We start from the raw sequence: 18,948 nt of genomic DNA on the forward strand, positions 1-18,948 counted from the left end.
CACCGGCTGACCAGCCGCACGAAAACTTCGTCTTCCCTGAAGAGGTTCTGCCCCGCGGTAACGCTCTCTGATGGTTTGGTCTGGATCGCAGATCCATCCCTGAACACAATGGGGTGCCACTCGGCACCCCATTTTTTGTGCGCTCGTGGTGTTCAGGGCACGTTGGCGCTCAGTTTGTTGGCCTCTCTTGGGCGTTCGTGGCCTTCTCGCAACCTTGTTTGGAATGCTGTCACCGCAGGGCTTACTGATGCGCTCGTTTGCTGCCAGGTCGCTGGTTTGGCCTCGGTCTGTGCTGTTGCTCGCTGGCGGCTTCTGGTTGCTCTCCCTGTTGATCCAGATTTGGCGTCTGGAAAGCCTGAGTGCCACCTACGACCAGGCTCTGTTTCTGCAGGAGCTTTGGTCAACTGCCCAGGGTCGGCCCTTTGAGAGCAGTTTGTCTTCGGTGCTCTCCGGGGCTGTGGCGATTGGCAATGCTCTCCCCTTTGTGGATTATCTGCATCTGGGTCAGCACGCCAATGTGCTGACGTTGGCGGTGGCCCCTGTGGTGGCCCTCTTGGGGCGTTGGGCCTTGCCCCTTGTGCAGGTCACGGTCCTCACCGCTGCAGGTCTCGTGCTCTGGCGCATTGCAGCAGTGCGGTTGCCTCGGCCTTTGGCTGTGCAAATCACGGCTGCCTACTTTCTCAGCGGAGCCGTGATCGGCCCTGCGCTTGAGAACTTTCACGATCTGATTTGGTTGCCTCTGCTTGGCTTTTGGCTGGTGGAAGGTCTGCTGGAGCGCCGCGGCTGGCAGGTGCTCCTCTGTGGGTTGCTCCTGCTGCTGGTGCGGGAAGACAGCGGTTTGGTTCTGTTTTCCTTGGGCCTCTGGGCTCTGGTGCGACGGCCAGATGTGCGGTGGTGGGGTGTTGCCCTGATGCTGCTGTCCTTCGGGTGGGTCTTGCTCGTCACCAACTGGATTCAGCCGGCCGTTGATTCTTCCTTGGCCGATCGCTTCCTGGCGGAGAAATTCGGCCACCTCGTTGAGGACCCTTCTCAAGGCACCCTGGCTGTGGTTCTCACCATGCTCGGCCGGCCGCTTGCCCTGCTGCAGGCTCTGGTGTCACCCCCCGGGGCCACGGTTGGATTCGTTCTGGCCCTCACCCTGCCGCTGCTATTTGTGCCGCTGCTCTCAATTGATGCTGGCCTGTTGGTGCTGGTGCCTCTTCTGATTGCTCTGGTCTCGCAGGGTCGCACCGCTCTGGCGGTGACCTTGCGCTATGTGCTTGCTCTGGTGCCTGGTCTCTACCTCGGTGCTGTGCTCTGGTGGCAGGCCCATCCTCAGGTGTGGGAACGGCGATGGTTGCGGCCCGTTTGGACAGGAGCTCTGGCCTTGGGTTTGGTGCTCACCCTGGTGGGGAACCCACACCGCTCTCTCTCGGCGTTGATTCCCGACAGCTTTTCGCCTTGGGTGCATGTGCCGCCTCAGAGGATGCTCGCCAGGCGCGAGGCGGCCTGGGCTGCTGTGGATCACGTGCCGCCTGATGCAAGCGTTTCGGCCGACACCCCATTACTGCCCTTGTTGGCGCAGCGGCAGGAGTTGATCCGCTTCCCCAAGCATGTGGCGTTCCGTGGTCGTGATGGGATGGAGCGATCGGTGGAGTATGTCGTGGCGTTCCCCGGCTACTACACCCCCTTGGCTCCAGTGTTCAAGCGGGAACGACGCCAGCAGGCATCGATCCGTGATCGTCTCAATCAGTTGGTGCGCCGCGGCGACTATGCGCTGATCCATTGCCAGGGGGGAGCGGTGGTGTTGCAGCGGGTGAGCGGCACAGCTCCAGGCCTGAATCCCAGCTCTGGCAGTGCCAACCATTGTGATGCGCTTGATTGATCAAGCGGCGTTGCACCTTGGCAGATGAGCCCCAGCCGGGGTCGCTGGGATTGAGGAGGAGCGTGTCCCAGTTGCTTTCGCCTAAGGCCTCGTTGAAACTCTTTTTTGGGAAAGCGATCCGCTCACGTGTGCTGAGGTGAGGTGCCAGATAGCTGGTGGTAAGGACGTTTGCGTTCGTTCGAATTTGACCGATGGCAGCGCTGGAATCCACGCGCAGGCTCCACCGCTGCAGGTAGGGCCCGGCAAAAAACCATGGTTTCGCCAGGCTCAGCCAGCACAGCAGTGCCCAGCCCAGCACCAGTGCGCGGCGGCGCCCTCCCAATCTGTGCCGGTGCTCGGCAGCTTCTGCCAGGCCGTCAATCGCTGCCGTGACGGCCACTACAGCCAGAGGCAGGCTGTAGTGATGAATGAGGGTGCGGTAGCTGGGGGATGCCGATAGCAGATTCACCAACACGAGTGGCAGCGCAATCACCAGCACCGGCAGAGAGCGGCGGCGCCAGAGCAGGCCACAGGGCAGTGCGAGCAGCACGAGATAGCTGAGGCCTCCACTCCAGTCGATGCTGGTGAGGATCTGGTCCAGTCCCCCGTTGAGATGGCCGAACATGCGGCCAGCCGCCTTGGGCCCTTCACCCCCCCGTAGCCAGGGATAGAGCCAACGACTGAGCATCAGCAGCCAGCCTGCCGAGACCAGGGCTGCGCTGGCGCTCCATCGCCAGCGCCGTTGGCAGGCCAGCTCCAGTGCCAGACCGATCGTGATCAGCACCAAGCCGTCACGGCAGCCAAGCAGGATCAGCAGCAGCGTGAGCCAGAGCCACGCTCTCTTGGCCCGTTCTGCCCAGAGGATGAGGGCGAAGGCCGGCATCACCCATACCTCAGGGTGGAAATCAAATAGGTTGCTGTTAAACACCACCGGTTGCAGCCACCACAGCAGGCAGGCCAGCCAGCAGAGGCGTCGGGGTAGTCGGGCCTGGGCCGCCAGCATCCAGATCGGGATCGCCGTCAGGCTGAGGGCAAGGGCTTGGGATGCCAGCAGCCAGTGCACGGATGGAGTCATCGCATACAGGCCACCGGTCAGGTAGAAGACCCAGGCGCCATGGTCGGCAAGCAGGTGAACCTCCTCCATCGAGGAGATTGGCGCTAGGCCCTGGCTCAGTAGCCAGGCCCATTGATCGAACAACCCGAGGTCGTAGGCATTGCTCTGAAGCAGGGCGTGGCGGGCTGCAGAGCATCCCCAGCCAATCAGTGCCAGCAGCAGGCTGATTAGCCAGAGATGGCGAGGTGGAGCCAGAGGCCCAGGGCGGCTGGTGCTGGTCATGGGATCGGTGCATCCAGCCCTGCTGGGCAGTGCCAAAGCTGCCACGATTTCGCTCCTGATTTGAGCTCGGAAGCGATCGGTTTGCAGCGCTCGAGTGGTTGACGGCTCACCACCCAGTGTTCGTTCTTGCTTTCAGCATCATTGGCTAGGAGTTCACGGCCTGCGTACCAGCCAAGGGATGGGCGGGTGGGTCCGCGCAGGATCACAACGGCCTCGGCTGGCAGTTGTCGAATTTCACTCGCGATTGGGCGGGGGTCCCAGCTTTCGTTGAGTTCCCAGAGCCAGAGCTGGCTCTGCCAGAGGCATAGCAGGGCCAGGCCCCAGCCGATCAGCAGGCTGATCAGGCCCCAGCGTCGTTGCTGGTGGGTTGGTTGGATCAGTTGCAGCCCGCCTGCCAGCAGGCCCAGCCCGGCGCAGATCAGTGCGAGGCGAGGCAGACCCTGCTGCTGACCAATCAGCAGCAGGGTCATGCCCGTTAGCAGGAGGGCCGCCCCCAAGAGGGCCCAGATTCGCCCCACCCAGAGGGGGCGGCCCGTGCTCAGGAGCTGATGCAGTCCTTCGGCGCAGAGCAAGGCGAGGGCTGGCCAGAGCAGATGGCTGTACCAGGGCAGCTGGCTGCGGAGCGGCAAGACCAGAGCGCAACTGCCCAGCAGCAGCCCCAGTTCCCAATGGCCACTGCTTTGCTGGCGCTCACTCCAGGCCCAGCGGAGGCCCAAGGGCAAGAGGAGTAACCAGGGCCAGCCGCCTTCAAGCACTTCCGTGATGGGCATCACCCAGGCCCCGGTGCTGTCGCCAACAACGCCCGCTACACGGCTGAGTCCCTGGCCGCCCCACATCAACAAAGCATCCGTGCCGCGTTGATGGCCGTGCCAAAGGTGCCAGGCCAGGCCCGGGAGGATGCCGCTTCCTAGCCAGGCCAGGGCACGGGGTTTCCAGGTGCTGTTGCGACGATCCCAGACGCTGATGGCCGCGGTGATCAGCAGAAAGCCCAGCACAGCGGGAGGCTTCAGCATCAGCACCCCCGTTGCTCCGAGGCCAGCCAGTAGGCCATGCCAGGGGGTCTGGCGACTGCTGAGCCAGCCGGTCCACAGCAGCAGTGAGCAGCTCACCAAGCTGCCGTCGAGCATCGCCAGCCGGCCGTGGCGCGCCATCGGTAGCAGGGTCATCAGGATCAGGCCGGCCAGTATTGCTCGTCGTTCGCATTGCGCTCCCCCCAGCTGCCGCCGCAGCAGGATCAGCAGCGGCACCGCCAGGCTGGCGATGAGGCAGGGCAGCAGTCGAGCCGCCCACTCGTGTTCACCCAGAAGTCGGGTGGAGGTACCGATGAGCCAATGCAGTCCTGGAGGCTTGTTCAGGTAGGCCTCGTTCCATTTCCAGGCGAGGAGCCAATCAAAACTGGGATGGGTCGGGTCAATCCGGCCGATCGTGGAGCGGGCGACGCTTGTCACCCTGCCTTCATCCCAGTCCCGTAGGGGCAGATTGCCGAGGCCTGGCAACCACAGCACCAGGGTGAGAAGCCACAGCAGCGCAGGCCTTGTGAGTCCGTTAAGGTTCAAAGGTCCTGATCGCAGTGATGTGAAGGCATCCTCGGCCGTTCTCGGCCTGGTTGTCGTCGAAGGCATCGCCGGCGCTCAACAATCCCATCCAGGAGGAGGTGTCCATGAGTTCCAGTTCTTTAATTCAGGGTCTGCTGATCGCGGAGAACGCCGGCTGACGGCACAGTCCTCTGACTGATCAATCGGTTCCGCGCCAGAGCGGACCCGGCGAGAGCCCCCGTCCGGTTTCCGGGCGGGGGCATCGTTTTGGCGGTTTTGCGCCCTGGGCAGGCCGCCAGATTGTGTATCAGGCGATACCGGCCGTTGTGTCAGCTGGCACATCCGATGTTGGTTATGTCTTGTTCATGGGCCAGTTTTGATGTGGCGCATTTTGCGCCTTCCTGTGTGAGGAATTCAATGAAACTTTTCCAGCAACTGCTGGTTGCACCTGCTGCCCTGGGCCTTCTGGCTCCCGTGGCTGCAAACGCCAGCGACCTGAACATCAACGGTGTGTCTGACTACGCCGCTTCTGGCGAGCAGGTCACCAGCATCACCCAATTCTCGGATGTGGTTCCGACTGACTGGGCCTACCAGGCTCTGTCGAACCTGATCGAGCGCTACGGCTGCGTCGCCGGCTACCCGAACGGCACCTACCGCGGCAACCGTGCGATGACCCGCTTTGAAGCGGCCGCACTACTGAATGCTTGCCTCGACCGGATCACTGAAGTGACCGACGAACTGAAGCGCCTGATGAAGGAGTTCGAGCGTGAACTCGCCATCCTCAAGGGCCGCGTTGACGGTCTGGAAGCTCGCGTTGGCGAACTGGAAGCCACTCAGTTCTCCACCACCACCAAGCTGAAAGGTACGACCACCTTCGTGATCGGCGCCAACAGCTTCGGTGGCGACGCCTATGAGCGTGAGCAGTTCGGCCGCAACCTCTTCCTCGGCGACAAGTTCAACTACATCAACGACGAGGAATACGAAGTCACCGGCATCAACGGTGATACGAAGTACGTTCCGAATCCCTTCTACTACGAAGGCTCCAAGTCTCGTTACAAGGGTCCCAAGATGGCCGACGAGGCCAATCAGTACCTGGGAGCCCTCACGTTCAACTACGACCAGCGCCTCGATCTGCTCACCAGCTTCACTGGTAAGGATCTGCTGAAAGTGCGTCTGCGTGCTGGCAACTTCCAGAACAGCGCCTTTGGTTTCAGCGCTTCCACCGGCATCAACAGCTTCTTGGGTGGTCAGTACTCCACCATGTCTGGCATGGAGACTGCCTTCGAAGAGGGCACCGTCACCAACGCTGTGAAGATCAACCGACTCTTCTATCAGTTCCCCCTGGGTAGCAACTTCACCGTCACCGCTGGTGGTGTGGTCCGTCAGGACGACATGCTGGCCGTTTGGCCCAGCGCTTACCCCGCTGCCACCGTCCTCGACTTCTTCACCTACGCCGGTGCGCCTGGTACTTACAACCTGAACCTCGGTTCAGGTGCTGGTATCTCCTGGGAGAACGACGGCTTCAGCATCAGTGCCAACTACGTCTCCGGCAACGGCAACGTTTCCAAGGTGAATGACGGTTACAACGAGGACTACTCCCTCTACAACAACGGCACCGACACCTACGCCATCTTCTCCAAAAACCGGAGTTGCGAAGGTTCGGGTGGCATGATGACCGACTGTGCCTCAGGCACCGGTACTGTTCAGATTGCCTACACCGACGATCAGTGGGGCATCGCGGCTGCTTACAACTACAGCAGCGAGAACGCTGGCAACATGAACCCTGGTACTGCAACGCCTCTGGCGACGCAGATCGGACAACTGGGTAACACCAACTCTGTTGGTTTGAGTGCCTACTGGAGCCCCGAAGATTCCGGCTGGATGCCTTCGATCTCCGCAGGTTGGGGCCTCAACTCCACCAGCGGTGGTGATGCAAGCTCCTACCGCGTCCAGACGAACGGCGGCAGCTGGAGCAAGAGCAACAAGTTCACCAACCTGTTTGGTTACGACTTGAACTCCGCCACCACTCAGTCCTGGTCTCTTGGTCTGCAGTGGACTGATGTGTTCCTCAAGGGCAACAGCGCTGGTATGGCTGTTGGTCAGAAGGGCTTCGTCACCGCTCTCGACCTGTCTGGCAACAAGTACGACTTGGGCTACGGCAAGTCCGCCAAGGCCGAAGAACGCCTGGTCCGCGACGGTCAGTACGCCTGGGAATGGTGGTACATGTTCCAGGTCACCGACAACATCTCTGTGACCCCCGCCCTCTTCTACATGAGCCGTCCTCTCGGTTCTGCGACCCAGGGCGTCCAGTTCAACCAGTTCGGCGGTCTGCTCAAGACCACCTTCAAGTTCTGATCTTGAACGTGTGATCTGAAGGGCTTCGCTTTTGCGAAGTTCTTCATTTTCTCCTCACTGACCAATCATTAAGCGTGGGTTTTTGCCCGCGCTTTTTTTATGGCAAAGCAGCAGTGCACACCAGGTCTTTTTTGAATGTCGCCTGCGATACCTTCGCCAGGTGTGGCCGGCGACCCCTCTTGCTTTGGTCAGTCGGTAACTTTTGCTCGAAGGCTTTGTGCCTTTAATTACCCTCAATTTTGGTGTGAGGAATCCAATGAAACTTTTCCAGCAACTGCTGGTGGCTCCTGCTGCCTTGGGCCTTTTGGCTCCTTTGGCTGCAAACGCCAGCGACCTGAACATCAACGGTGTGTCTGATTACGTCGCTTCCGGCGAGCAGGTCACCAGCATCACCCAGTTCTCGGATGTTTATCCGACTGACTGGGCCTATCAGGCTCTGTCGAACCTGATCGAGCGCTACGGCTGCGTCGCCGGCTACCCGAACGGCACCTACCGCGGCAACCGTGCGATGACCCGCTTTGAAGCGGCCGCACTACTGAATGCTTGCCTCGACCGGATCACTGAAGTGACCGACGAACTGAAGCGCCTGATGAAGGAGTTCGAGCGTGAACTCGCCATCCTCAAGGGCCGCGTTGACGGTTTGGAAGCCCGTGTGGGCGAACTGGAAGCCACGCAGTTCTCCACCACCACCAAGCTGAAAGGCAAGACCACCTTCGTGATGGGCGCCACCACCGCTGGCGGCAGTAACGGCTACAAGTTTTACCGAGGTGATCTCCGCGATACCAACGCCTTCGATAAGAAAGGAACGAAGGGCGGTGCCAACGCCTACAACCGCAATTTCGGGGCGTTCACCTTTAACTACGACCAGCGCCTCGTCTTTGACACCAGCTTCACCGGTAAAGACAAGCTGCGTGCACGTCTGCGTGCCGGCAACTTCCTCAAAAAAGGGAATGCTTTCTCTGGAGCTGGCGTCAACCTGACGGCTCTCGATATCGCGACCGATTCTGGTGTGAACAACACGGTTAGCAATGCCGTGGTGCTCGACCGTTTGTTCTACAAGTTCCCCGTGGGCAAAGAGTTCACCGTGATTGCCGGTGCCCTCGCCCGTAATACCGAGTCGCTGGCTCTTTGGCCCTCTGTGTATAACAAAGGTGGCGCCAAGATCCTTAACTGGACTGCCTTGGCTGGCACTAGTGGTGTCTACAACAAGGAAACTGGTCAGCTGATCGCGGCCTACTGGAAGCAGAAGGTGAAGAAGGGTGATAACGCCTTCAGCGTTTCGGTGAACTACGTAGCCGACGATGGCAATGGCAACAAGTCCAATGCTATGGAAGGCGGTTTTATGACCGACAATTCTGAAGCCAGTTTCATCGCTCAGCTTGGTTACGCCGGCCCTCAGTGGGGCCTCGCCTTTGGTTATCGCTATGGTCAGTGCAATAGCGGTGCTGGCTATAAGAATGGCACCGAATTTGCCAAGACTGACGGTTACAACAATGAGTGCGAATACGTCAAACTCAGCAAAGACCGTGAAGATGGAACCATCGATGTGCTCAGGCGGACTGGTAGTGGCTCTAATAGCTATGCTCTGAATGCCTACTGGCAGCCTGATGAAGCAGGTTGGATTCCTTCAATCTCCCTTGGTTGGGGTCTGAACGATGTCAGCTCGGATAACAAAGCTGAAGGTTCCGTGACAACTTCCCAGAGTTGGTTCGCAGGTCTCAAATGGGAAGATGTCTTCCTTCAAGGCAACGACATGGGCTTTGCCTTTGGTCAGCCTACCTTCGCTACTAATTTGAAGGACTGTTCCAACGCCTCCGAGAAAGCCGGCACCTGCAACGACACGCCTTTCGATGGCAATTATGTGCTCGAGTGGTACTACAACTTCAAGGTGACCGATAACATCGCCATCACGCCATCTGTGTTCTATCTGTCCCGCCCTATGGGTCAGTACACCAACAATCTGGTGAAGAATGGCAGTGGCTATGACGGTCAGTTCAATGTGTTTGGTGGTTTGGTTCAGACCACCTTTAAGTTCTGATCTGAGAGTACAAGTGGGATCCCGCAACTTGCGGGATCCTTCCTGGCATGGTCTCCTCTCCTGGCCCTCCTTTGTGAGGGCCTTTCTGTTGCAAGGTGCTTGTAAAAGTTCGCTGTCCAGATAGCTTCTGGGCACGATCAGGATCTCAATGCGACTCTTACTTCAATGGCTAGTTGCACCTGCAGCCCTGGGCCTTCTGGCTCCTGTGGCTGTGGATGCGGGCCAGGCTGCAAACGCCAGCGACCTGAACATCAACGGTGTGTCTGGCTACGCCGCTTCTGGCGAGCAGGTCACCAGCATCACCCAATTCTCGGATGTGGTTCCGACTGACTGGGCCTACCAGGCTCTGTCGAACCTGATCGAGCGCTACGGCTGCGTCGCCGGCTACCCGAACGGCACCTACCGCGGTAACCGTGCGATGACCCGCTTTGAAGCGGCCGCACTGCTGAATGCTTGCCTCGACCGGATCACTGAAGTGACCGACGAGCTGAAGCGCCTGATGAAAGAGTTCGAGCCTGAACTCGCCATCCTCAAGGGCCGCGTTGACGGTTTGGAAGCCCGCGTTGGCGAACTGGAAGCCACTCAGTTCTCCACCACCACCAAGCTGAGAGGTACGACCACCTTCGTGATCGGTGCGAATAGGTTTAGTGGCAATGCTCGCAACGTTCAGGTGCTGGGCGATGATGCGTTGCTCGGTGGTTATCCAGTGGAGTGGATGCCAAAAACCTGGCGTCATAACAGCTTCCCGCTGCTCAATGAGGATGATGAGACTGAGAGCACGCGCAGGCGCAATAGTGCTGATCTTGTTAATGCCAGCCTGGGGGCTGGTGTGTTTAATTACGACCTGCAGGTTGATGTCAATACAAGTTTTACGGGTAAGGATCTGCTACGGGTTCGACTGCGTTCTGCAGACTTTCAGAGTAGTGCATTTGGCTTTTCTGCTGAGTCGGGAATCGGTTCCCCTTTCGCTTGGGCACTTGATAGTCCCTCGTATCGGACGCCCTCCAGTTTGGAGGTCGCTTTTGAGGAGGGAAAGCTTGCGAATGCTGTCAAGATTGATCGTCTTTTCTATCAATTTCCTGTTGGTGATGGTTTCACTTTCACGGTCGGTGGCAGGGTCGAACAGGACGACATGTTGGCCCTGTGGCCGAGTGCCTATCCGAGCGAGGCGATCCTCGATTTCTTTACTTACGCTGGTGCGCCTGGCGCTTACAACAGCAATCTCGGAGTCGGTGGAGGTTTGTGGTGGAAGTCAGGCGGGTTCAGTATTAGCGCCAACTATGTTTCTGCGAATGGTGGCAACGCCAATTCTTCTCCCACTCTGATTCCAGATCCTGCCAATAGCAGCGAGCGCACAGTAGGGGATTGCACCACTGCTGGAGGTATCGCGACTGCTTGCTCGGCATCAACCGGCACCGTGCAAATCGGCTACAGCACCGTGGATGACAGCGGGGAAGCGTGGGGTCTGGCTGCTGCCTACAACTTCAGTTCCCAGCATCTGGGCAATCTCTATGAGGGCACGGCCACCCCTCTGGCCACCACCGTGGGCCTTTTGGGTAATACCCAGTCCGTCGGCCTCAGTGGCTACTGGGAGCCAGAAGAATCGGGCTGGGTGCCGTCGGTGTCTGTGGGCTGGGGTGTGAACACGACTTCAGGCGGTGCTAACGCCACGCTGATGGGGTATGAGTTTGAATCCGCTACCACTCAGTCCTGGTCCATTGGTTTGGAGTGGTGGGATGTCTTCCTTCAGGGCAACAACGCTGGGATGGCGGTGGGCCAGCGAGGTTTTGTTACTGCCCTAGATCTATCTGGCCAGCGGTCGAGTGATCTCGATGTCGTGCGTGGTTTTAACGATGCATCGGCTAGTGAACGCAGGCTTGTTCGCGATGGTCAGTACGCCTGGGAGTGGTGGTATCAATTTCAGGTCACGGATTCCATTGCGATCACTCCAGCTCTCTTCTATCTCAGTCGGCCATTGGGAACGCTCAGCCAGGGGGTGAGCCTCAATCAGTTTGGAGGTCTGCTCAAAACCAGCTTCCGCTTCTGACATTCCTACAAAGCAGGTCATCCATCCCCGCGGACTAGGGGTCTGGTCTGGTTGGATAACGGCATGGTGATCGCAGCCGATATCACGGCCCTGGTGGGTCGCACTCCGCTGGTGCGGCTCAACCGTCTGCCGGCAGCCAGTGGCTGTGGGGCTGAAGTTGTTGCCAAGTTAGAGAGCTTCAACCCCACGGCCTCGGTGAAAGATCGGATTGCAGGGGCGATGGTTCAGGCCGCCGAGGAAGAAGGCACGATCACGCCTGGCCGCACGGTGCTGGTGGAGCCCACGAGCGGTAACACCGGTATTGCTTTGGCCATGGTGGCTGCGGCGCGTGGGTATCGCTTGATTCTCACCATGCCCGACACGATGAGCACGGAACGCAGGGCGATGTTGCGGGCTTATGGCGCTGAGCTGCAACTCACGCCCGGAGCTGAGGGGATTCAAGGGGCGATCGATTTGGCTCGGGAGCTGGTTGAGGAGATCCCAGGCGCCTATCTGCTCCAGCAGTTTTGTAATGCTGCCAATCCGGCGATTCACGAGCGAACCACCGCAGAGGAAATCTGGGCCGATACCGATGGGAATCTCGATGTGCTGGTGGCGGGAGTTGGTACCGGTGGCACCATCACCGGCTGTGGTCGGTTTCTGAAGGCGCGTTATCCCGCTCTCAAGGTGGTGGCAGTCGAGCCCGCTGGCAGTGCGGTGCTCAGTGGCCATTCCCCGGGGCCTCATCGCATTCAGGGCATCGGTGCCGGCTTTGTGCCCCCAGTCTTGGAGAGGGAGTTGATTGATGAGGTGATGGCGATCAGCGATGAGGAGGCCATGGTGATGGGCCGAAGGCTCGCCCGTGAGGAGGGTCTGCTCAGTGGAGTGAGTAGTGGCGCCGCCATTGCCGCTGCCCTGAAGATTGGCCAACGTCCGGAGTTGGAGGGACGCCGGATTGTTGTGATCCTGGCCAGTTTTGGGGAACGCTATCTCTCAACACCGATGTTCAGTTCAGCGGCGCCGTTGCCGCCGAGGCGGGACGGTCACCTGTGAGTCGAACCGGATCACAGGAGTTGGGGCGTGGGGATCCCTATGCGGTACTCGAGGTGTCGAGCCAGGCGAGTCAAGCTGAGATCAAGGCCGCCTATCGCCGTCTGGTCAAGCAGCATCACCCCGATGCAGGTGGCGATAGCGAACGCATCCTGGAGCTTAATGCCGCTTGGGAAGTGCTGGGGGATGCCGAGCGCCGTCGTAAGTTCGAGCGTGACCGTCTGCACGGATGCGAGGAGGCCCGTCGCCGAGGGGCTCGCAATGCCAGAGCCAGCCGTGCTGCCCGTGCGGCTAGTGGTCAGGGGGCTGCTGCCGATGATGCAATTGTGCAGTGGTTGCAGCGGGTGTATGCCCCGATCGATCGCCAGCTGTCACAGGTGATCAATCCCTTCCCGGATCAGTTGCGGGCACTGTCGGCAGATCCCTATGACGACACGCTGATGGAGGCTTTCTGTACCTACATCGAAACGAGTCAGCAGAAGCTGGAGAGGGTCAAGACGCTCTATCAGTCCATGCCGGTACCGGAATCCGTTCGCGGTTTTGGTTTGAGCCTCTACCACTGCCTCTCTCAAGTTGAGGATGCGATTACCGAGCTTGAGCGATACACGATGGGTTATGTGGATAACTACCTCCACGACGGCCGCGAGATGCTGCGAGAGGCCAAGCAACGTCGTCACCGCCTGCAGCAGGAACGTCGTCGTTTGGAGATCACTTGATGGGTGTCTGGCCGTTCCGGTGCTTCCTGTGTCTGCTCTGGCTGCTGGCGACTGCCGCAGATCGGGTGTGGTGGATTTGGTTTGACGGTATCCCTGCCTGGGATCAGGCCGATTATCTCAACAGCGCTCTCGACCATGGCCGTGCCTTGGGGCTGCTGCCCGGTGGCGGCTGGCAGGGGTGGGCGGCACTGCTGGATCTCTCCCCCAAGATTCCGCCGTTGGCGTCGCTCGTCAACGGCACAGTGATGGCTGTGGCGGGTGATTCCCCGGTGCAGGCGGCCTGGAGTCTCAGCTTCTGGCACGGGGTGTTGTTGCTGGCGGTGACGGCCTGGGCCCTGGAGCTACGGCGCCCCCGTGCCGTGGCGCGGGGCTTTGCTCTGCTTGCAGCAGGACTGGTGGCACTCGCACCAGCCCTGCTTGAGTTGCGCAGTGACTATGTGCTCGAGCTGCCACTGACGGCAATGGTGACTCTGGCCCTCTGGCGGCTGGGCTGTTGGTGGAATCCCAAGACCGGTGGGAGCTGGATCCAGGCTTTGCTTGCTGCCCTGGCTTGTTTGTTGGCCTTGCTGGTGAAGCAGAGTGCTCTGCTGGTGCTGCTACCCGTGCTGGCCTGGGTGGCTGTCCAGGCCCTATGCCGTGGTCATGGCCGCCGCTTGCAGCTGTTGGTTGGTGCTGGTCTGATCCTGATCGGTCTCTTCCCTTGGCTGCACCACAACTGGATCACCACCCTGGGTGGGACCAATCGGGCTGTCCTTGAATCGGCCGCGCGGGAGGGAGATCCAGGACCTTGGTCGTTGCAGGGCTGGCTTTGGTACCCCCGGTTGCTGCCCGTTCAGTTGGGGGTGGTGATGCTTGCTGTCGGTCTGGCGGGCTTGCTGCTCTGGTTCTGGTTGCACTGGAAGGGGCGCCGACATCCCGCAGACCGGTGGATGACGGTTGGCCAGGATGATCCCTTGGCCTGGCGTTGGCTGCTGATCAGTCTGGTCGTCGGTTGGGTGTTCACAGGCCTGAGTCCCAATAAAGACGACCGTTACATCGCTCCGTTGCTGCCGCCGCTGCTGTTGGTGCTGGCACGGGGCTGGTGGCAGTGGGGGTTGTGGCTGGAGCAGCGCTGGCCGCGCCGGTCCCCCTGGTTGGCTTCGGGGCTGTTGTTGTTGGGTTTGGTTGCCAGTGCCCAAGCTGGTGTAGCAGCCCAGATGGCGCGTCTGAACGAACGGATGAGGGGGCCGTTGGAGGCGATTGTGCGCAGGGCCGGTGGTGCCAACCCTGGGGCAGAGCCCACCACCCTGATCGTGGTCCCGAGTACAGCTGATCTCAATCAGCACAACGTCAGTTATTACGGCCGTCGCCAGGGCGGTCAGCTGGTGGGGCGTCAGTTGGGGAGCAGTCGCCGTGATCTGCAGCCCGTGCTTGACCATGCTCAGTGGGTACTGCTTGCGGAAGGGGATCAGGGCTCCGTGCGCAACAGTGCGCTCAAGCTGGATCGTGCGGTGCGAGACAGCGGTGTGTTTGCGCTCGTGCAGCAGTTCCCTCGCCCTGGCGGCGACAGCTATTCGCTCTGGCGCCGCCGCGTTGATCAAGCGGCAGCTCCAGGATTCGCCCGTCGTTTCCCGGGTCTCGCGGCTGGTCTGGCAGCTGGGCCAGAAGGCTTCGAGCCCTTGTTCAATGCCGTGGCCATCGAACACATGCTTGACGGCCATTTCCTCTACCGAGACCGGGTGCGCCGCCAGGCCTTGCACAGGCTTGCCCTTGATGCGAACGATCTGGAGGCCCGTTGGAGTCTGGCTTTGCTGGCGGTGCTCGCCAATCGACCCGTTGAGGCCTCAGCCCAATTCGCGCTCTTGGAGCAGGCCTTGCCCGCCAGCTCTTGGCCCAGTGCCTACCGGGCCGTGGTGACGCTGGCGGGTTGGAATCCCTGGCAGGCCGCCTTGATCACGTCTGAAGCTCGCCGCCGGCATGGCGATCAACCTCTACTGGTCGCTCTCGATGATCTCAGCGCCGTGCTGGCGGGGGCGATTTGGCGCCTGCCTTCGGCATGGCAGTCGATCCCCCAGGCTGTGCAGACCGTGGAAAAGCAACTTCAGGCGAAGGCCTCAAGCTGAGCCAGTTTCAACCACACGTCTGGCACTGGACGGCGCCAGCGCACCTGGGCGTAATCGCCCTTGACAACGAGGATCTCGCCTGGTCCTTCAAAGATGTAAGCCGGCGGCGTTGGGTCGCTGGCTCCTGCCTCGATGCTGCCGCTGTAGGCCTCACGCTTGACGCGAACCAGACCCCCTTTCTTGAGAGCAACGGGTTTGGCTTTGGCTGGCGCCGCAGTATCGGTTTCGGCCATCAAGAGAAGGTGATCAGACAGTCAGGCTAGAACCAACCCATCTGCCCTAGGCCGACGGCTTGACCCACCAACTCGCCATTTACCTGCTTGCCTTCGGTGGATTGTTGTTGCTGGCGGTGCTGCTCGACGATCTGGCCGAACGGATCCGCATGCCTGGCGTGCTGATGGTGCTGCTTCTGGGCTTGTTGATTGATAACAAGCTGGATGGCGCGACCACCTTGCTCTCGTTGGACCATGCCAAGCAGATCACCCAGGCTGCTTTGGTGCTTGTGCTCTTCTTTGGGGGGCTGACCACCAACTGGGCCGAGGTTCGTCGGGTGATCCGCCCGGCAGCTCGTCTGGCCACTCTCGGCGTGGTGTTCACGTCGCTGATGATCGCGGCGGTGCTGCTTGGTTTTGGTCTTGCCGAAGGCCAGAGCGTCTGGATGACCCTGCTACCTCAAGCTCTCTTTGTCGGGGCAATGGTTGGCAGCACTGATGCCTCGGCAGTGCTGGCGTTGCTCCGTCCCCTGGAGGGCCGCCTGCCCAAACCCCTGCTCGATCTGATCGAGATCGAATCGGGCTTCAACGACCCGATGGCTGTGGTGCTGGCCGGACTCGCTTTGGCCCTAGCAGGCGGCGGTGGTTTTACGCCAGGGGAACTGGTGATCACGGTGGTGCGCCAGTTTCTGTTGGGCACGATGTTGGGCTTCGTCGGCGGCAGCCTCACCGTGCAGCTGCTCGGCAGTCGGCTCAGCCTGAGCCACAGCACCATGCTGCCGGTGGTGAGTCTGGCTTTGTTGCTTGTGCTCACAGGCGGCACGACCTTGCTGGGGGGTAGTGCCCTGTTGGCTGCCTATGTCGCTGGTTTGGTGTTAGGCAATGGCCCCAGCCTGGATCAGGTCGTGCTGGAGAAAGCCCATGCCAGCTTCGCGAAAATGGCGGAGCTGCTGCTGTTCCTTTGCATGGGCTTGGTGGTAGATCCTCAGAATGTGGTGCATGCAGCCGGTTGGGGTTTGCTGCTGTTCCTGATCATGCAGCTGGTGCGCTACTTGATCGTGCAGGTTTTGCTGCTGCGTACGGAGTTTTCGCCCGAACAGCGTTTGTTCGTCGCCTCCGCAGGATTGCGCGGTGCCGTACCGATTGCCTTGGCGATCGATGCCTGGGCGTCGGGCGTCTCATGGGGAGTGCAGATGCCTCCCCTAGCGCTGGCGGTGGTGCTCTACGGGTTGTTGATTCAAGGCTTTGGCTTGGTTCCCCTCGCAAGGCGCCTCAATCTCACACTGCCAATCGAGAGCAGTGCCGCAGTCACCGACACCACTTCTCCCCCTTAACCTGGCCCCTTTCCGTCCGCCCCCTTCCTCATGCGTCTGCTGCTGCTCGGCTGCACCGGTTTGGTTGGGCGCGAATTGGTCCCCATCCTTTCGCAGGAGGGCCACCAGCTCACTGTGGTGAGCCGCCGTCCCCGTGCGGCCGTGGCCTGGGCCACTGATCTTGGCCACGACTGGCTTCAGCTCGACCCAGCGCAGGCCTCGAACTGGGCTCAGGGTGGTGGGCTGCAGCAGGCGTTGGAGAATGCTGATGGTGTTGTCAATCTGGCTGGGGAGCCCATTGCTGAACAGCGCTGGACGGAGGCTCATCGACAACTTCTGAACACCAGTCGTCTTGCTACAACCAGTCATCTGGTGGCGGCGATGCAGCGGCTGGAGCAGCCGCCAGCGGTGCTGGTGAATGCCTCTGCAGTGGGTTTTTACGGCACCAGTGCAGAGGCCACCTTTGTTGAATCCAGCCCTGCTGGGGATGATGTGCTTGGCACCCTCTGCCGCGATTGGGAGACCGCCGCCAACGGCCGGCCTGATTCCACCCGTCTGGTGGTGGTGCGGATCGGCATTGTGCTTGCCCCAGAGGGTGGAGCCCTGGGCAAGATGCTGCCGGTGTTCCGCGCCGGTTTCGGCGGTCCGATCGGTTCAGGACGGCAGTGGATGAGCTGGATTCATCGCAGCGATCTTTGTCAGCTCATCCTGCACGCTCTCACCGACAGCCGTTGGTCAGGCGTGGTCAATGGCGTCGCACCTGAGCCTGTGAGCATGGCCACTTTCGCCTCCACCCTGGGCCGCTGCTTGGGACGACCAAGCCTGCTGCCCGTGCCTGGGCCGGTGTTGCATCTGCTGCTTGGCGATGGTGCTCGCGTCGTCCTGGATGGTCAGCAGGTCCGATCAGAGCGTCTACCTCAGCTGGGTTTCAGCTTCCGTTACCCCGATCTGTCTGAGGCCCTCGCCGCTGCCACCACGACGCGATCCCGTTGATCAGTGCTGCAGCGATTAAGAGCCCGATCGCGGGGGTGAACAGTGGATCCCAGAGCTGCTGGAAGGTGCGCATCGGCGCTTCGATGCCCTGGCTGCTGGCTACCACTGCAATGCCGAACCAGCCTGCCCCCGCAAGCACCACGAACACATCGAGCACCAGAAGCCTGTCCAGCCAGAGTTTCCAGAGAGGTTGGTCTGCGGCGGAACTCATGGGTTGGTGGAGAGGGAGGGCTGACTGGGAGGGAGCAGGTCGGTGATGGCGGAGGCCATACGGTCGGCTCCCCCCATGCTGCCGAGCCGTTCTTCAGCTTGCTGACGACATCGTCGCTGCAGCGCTTTGTCCAGTTCACTGCCTTCCAGCAGCTCCAGTGCCAGCTTGGCCGTGGCATCCAGAGTGGCCGGCTGTCCGCTGTCTCCCTCTGCACAGAACACGGTGGGACCAAGCAATCTCCGCTGCGCTTCAGCGAAGTTGGCGGTGAATTGTGGGCCTTTGCCTGCGACCTGAAGCACCGGTTTAGCAAGCCCCACGGCCTGTTCGGCGGCTGTTCCTGCCATCGAGATCACCAGGTTGGCGTTTTGCAGCACGGAGGCGAAAGCGCCGCGTTGCACCTCGACTCGCAAAGCTCCTTTGACGAGTGCGACTTGATGGTCAGATCTGTGAATTTGCCAGGCATGCGGTGCGATCAGAGCCTGAAGCGCTGCATCGTCGAGGCTTCGGATCAGGGCTAGGTCCACTGCAAGTTCCTGATTGCTGAACAGGTGTGCAGGCAGTCGCTGGATGACCTGAAGGAGCAGCAGCAGGTTCTGCTCAAGTTCAGGCCGTCGGCTTCCGGGAAGCAGAGCGAGCCGGTACCGCCGAGGCGGTCGTGGTGCTGCCGGAGCCAGCACCGGATCCATGAAAGGATTGCCAAGAAAGTGCACTGGCCGGCCGAGTTGGAGGCTGAGGTCTTCGGCGCTGAGCAGATCGCGGCTGTAGACAGCCAAGAAGCGCGTGCTGCTCAGGCAGTTGCCGCAGGGCCAGGGCAGATTCAGGCGGCCCTCATAGTGGCTGGAATAGGCCACCAGATAGGTGGCCACTGGACGGCCGCTGAGCCATGCCGCCATCACCGGAATCACATCGCCAATGACCACCACGAGGGCATAGCGGCGGCGGATGCGGATCAGTTGCAGCCACGACTGGAGCAGATGCAGTACCTGACCTTGGATCAGTTCGGTGAGGCGGCCCCGCAGGCTGGTGTAGCCCAGGCCACCGGTGCTGAATTCACGTGTGTTCGCCATTAAGGGGATGCCTGCATCCCGATAGGGGTGGCCTCCGCCAACAAGAGGCAGGGCATCCACCTGGTGTCCGCAGCGTTGTAGTGCTCGGCCAAGCAACGCACCGGAGAGGTCTTCTCCGTGACCGTTGCTCAGCAGCAGCAGCCGCGCCACC

14 protein-coding genes and 2 pseudogenes are annotated in these 18,948 nt (G+C 60.6%); 11 read left to right on the plus strand and 5 right to left on the minus strand.

Annotated features, from left to right (window positions below; all coding sequences use genetic code 11):
- Positions 1-71, plus strand: a pseudogene (locus tag DXY10_RS15130) (photosystem II protein D2); the annotation flags it as partial.
- 176 nt (positions 72-247) lie between these two features.
- A pseudogene (locus DXY10_RS06870) lies at positions 248-1,726 on the plus strand (DUF2079 domain-containing protein); the annotation flags it as partial.
- Here DXY10_RS06870 and DXY10_RS06875 read toward each other — a convergent pair.
- Entirely contained in the window at positions 1,725-3,179 is a 1,455-nt protein-coding gene (locus DXY10_RS06875; protein ID WP_170955732.1) for a DUF2079 domain-containing protein, read from the minus strand. The pseudogene DXY10_RS06870 and the gene DXY10_RS06875 overlap by 2 nt on opposite strands.
- Positions 3,176-4,735: an ArnT family glycosyltransferase gene (locus tag DXY10_RS06880; protein WP_371411130.1), complete on the minus strand. Its 1,560-nt coding sequence runs from the start codon at positions 4,733-4,735 to the stop codon at positions 3,176-3,178. Before DXY10_RS06880 ends, DXY10_RS06875 begins: the two co-directional genes overlap by 4 nt.
- 19 nt (positions 4,736-4,754) lie before the next feature.
- Here DXY10_RS06880 and DXY10_RS14555 point away from each other — a divergent pair, with 19 nt between their 5' ends.
- The 7 genes from DXY10_RS14555 (at position 4,755) to DXY10_RS06910 (ending at position 15,001) form a co-directional block, all read left to right on the plus strand.
- Entirely contained in the window at positions 4,755-4,913 is a 159-nt protein-coding gene (locus tag DXY10_RS14555) for a hypothetical protein (protein WP_170953834.1), read from the plus strand.
- A 218-nt stretch (positions 4,914-5,131) separates the two neighbouring features.
- Positions 5,132-7,069, plus strand: coding sequence for an iron uptake porin (locus DXY10_RS06885; protein WP_115017691.1), 1,938 nt, complete (start codon positions 5,132-5,134; stop codon positions 7,067-7,069).
- A gap of 256 nt (positions 7,070-7,325) precedes the next feature.
- Positions 7,326-9,107: an iron uptake porin gene (locus DXY10_RS06890; RefSeq protein WP_115017695.1), complete on the plus strand. Its 1,782-nt coding sequence runs from the start codon at positions 7,326-7,328 to the stop codon at positions 9,105-9,107.
- 148 nt (positions 9,108-9,255) lie between these two features.
- Positions 9,256-11,154, plus strand: a complete 1,899-nt coding sequence (locus DXY10_RS06895; protein ID WP_115017697.1) for an iron uptake porin — start codon at positions 9,256-9,258, stop codon at positions 11,152-11,154.
- Positions 11,155-11,217: 63 nt separating this feature from the next.
- On the plus strand, positions 11,218-12,186 hold the full coding sequence (gene cysK, locus DXY10_RS06900) for a cysteine synthase A (protein WP_115017775.1): 969 nt from the start codon (positions 11,218-11,220) through the stop codon (positions 12,184-12,186).
- A complete protein-coding gene (locus DXY10_RS06905) occupies positions 12,183-12,899 on the plus strand; it encodes a J domain-containing protein (protein ID WP_244281997.1) in 717 nt (238 codons plus the stop codon). The genes cysK and DXY10_RS06905 overlap by 4 nt, the downstream gene beginning before the upstream one ends.
- Positions 12,899-15,001, plus strand: coding sequence for a phospholipid carrier-dependent glycosyltransferase (locus tag DXY10_RS06910; protein ID WP_115017699.1), 2,103 nt, complete (start codon positions 12,899-12,901; stop codon positions 14,999-15,001). The genes DXY10_RS06905 and DXY10_RS06910 overlap by 1 nt, the downstream gene beginning before the upstream one ends.
- On the opposite strand, the gene DXY10_RS06915 is transcribed toward DXY10_RS06910, so the two are convergent.
- A complete protein-coding gene (locus tag DXY10_RS06915; protein ID WP_115017701.1) occupies positions 14,980-15,234 on the minus strand; it encodes an NAD(P)H-quinone oxidoreductase subunit O in 255 nt (84 codons plus the stop codon). The two genes, DXY10_RS06910 and DXY10_RS06915, sit on opposite strands and share 22 nt — an antisense overlap.
- 59 nt (positions 15,235-15,293) lie before the next feature.
- Here DXY10_RS06915 and DXY10_RS06920 point away from each other — a divergent pair, with 59 nt between their 5' ends.
- Positions 15,294-16,547, plus strand: a complete 1,254-nt coding sequence (locus DXY10_RS06920; protein ID WP_115017703.1) for a cation:proton antiporter — start codon at positions 15,294-15,296, stop codon at positions 16,545-16,547.
- Between the two features lie 30 nt (positions 16,548-16,577).
- Entirely contained in the window at positions 16,578-17,519 is a 942-nt protein-coding gene (locus DXY10_RS06925; protein ID WP_115017706.1) for a TIGR01777 family oxidoreductase, read from the plus strand.
- On the opposite strand, the gene DXY10_RS06930 is transcribed toward DXY10_RS06925, so the two are convergent.
- Positions 17,455-17,730: a hypothetical protein gene (locus tag DXY10_RS06930; RefSeq protein WP_115017709.1), complete on the minus strand. Its 276-nt coding sequence runs from the start codon at positions 17,728-17,730 to the stop codon at positions 17,455-17,457. The two genes, DXY10_RS06925 and DXY10_RS06930, sit on opposite strands and share 65 nt — an antisense overlap.
- A complete protein-coding gene (locus tag DXY10_RS06935) occupies positions 17,727-18,947 on the minus strand; it encodes a lipid-A-disaccharide synthase-related protein (protein ID WP_115017711.1) in 1,221 nt (406 codons plus the stop codon). The genes DXY10_RS06930 and DXY10_RS06935 overlap by 4 nt, the downstream gene beginning before the upstream one ends.
- Position 18,948 lies beyond the last annotated feature (1 nt).

This window comes from Synechococcus sp. UW140 (assembly GCF_900474295.1).
Classification (GTDB): domain Bacteria; phylum Cyanobacteriota; class Cyanobacteriia; order PCC-6307; family Cyanobiaceae; genus Synechococcus_C.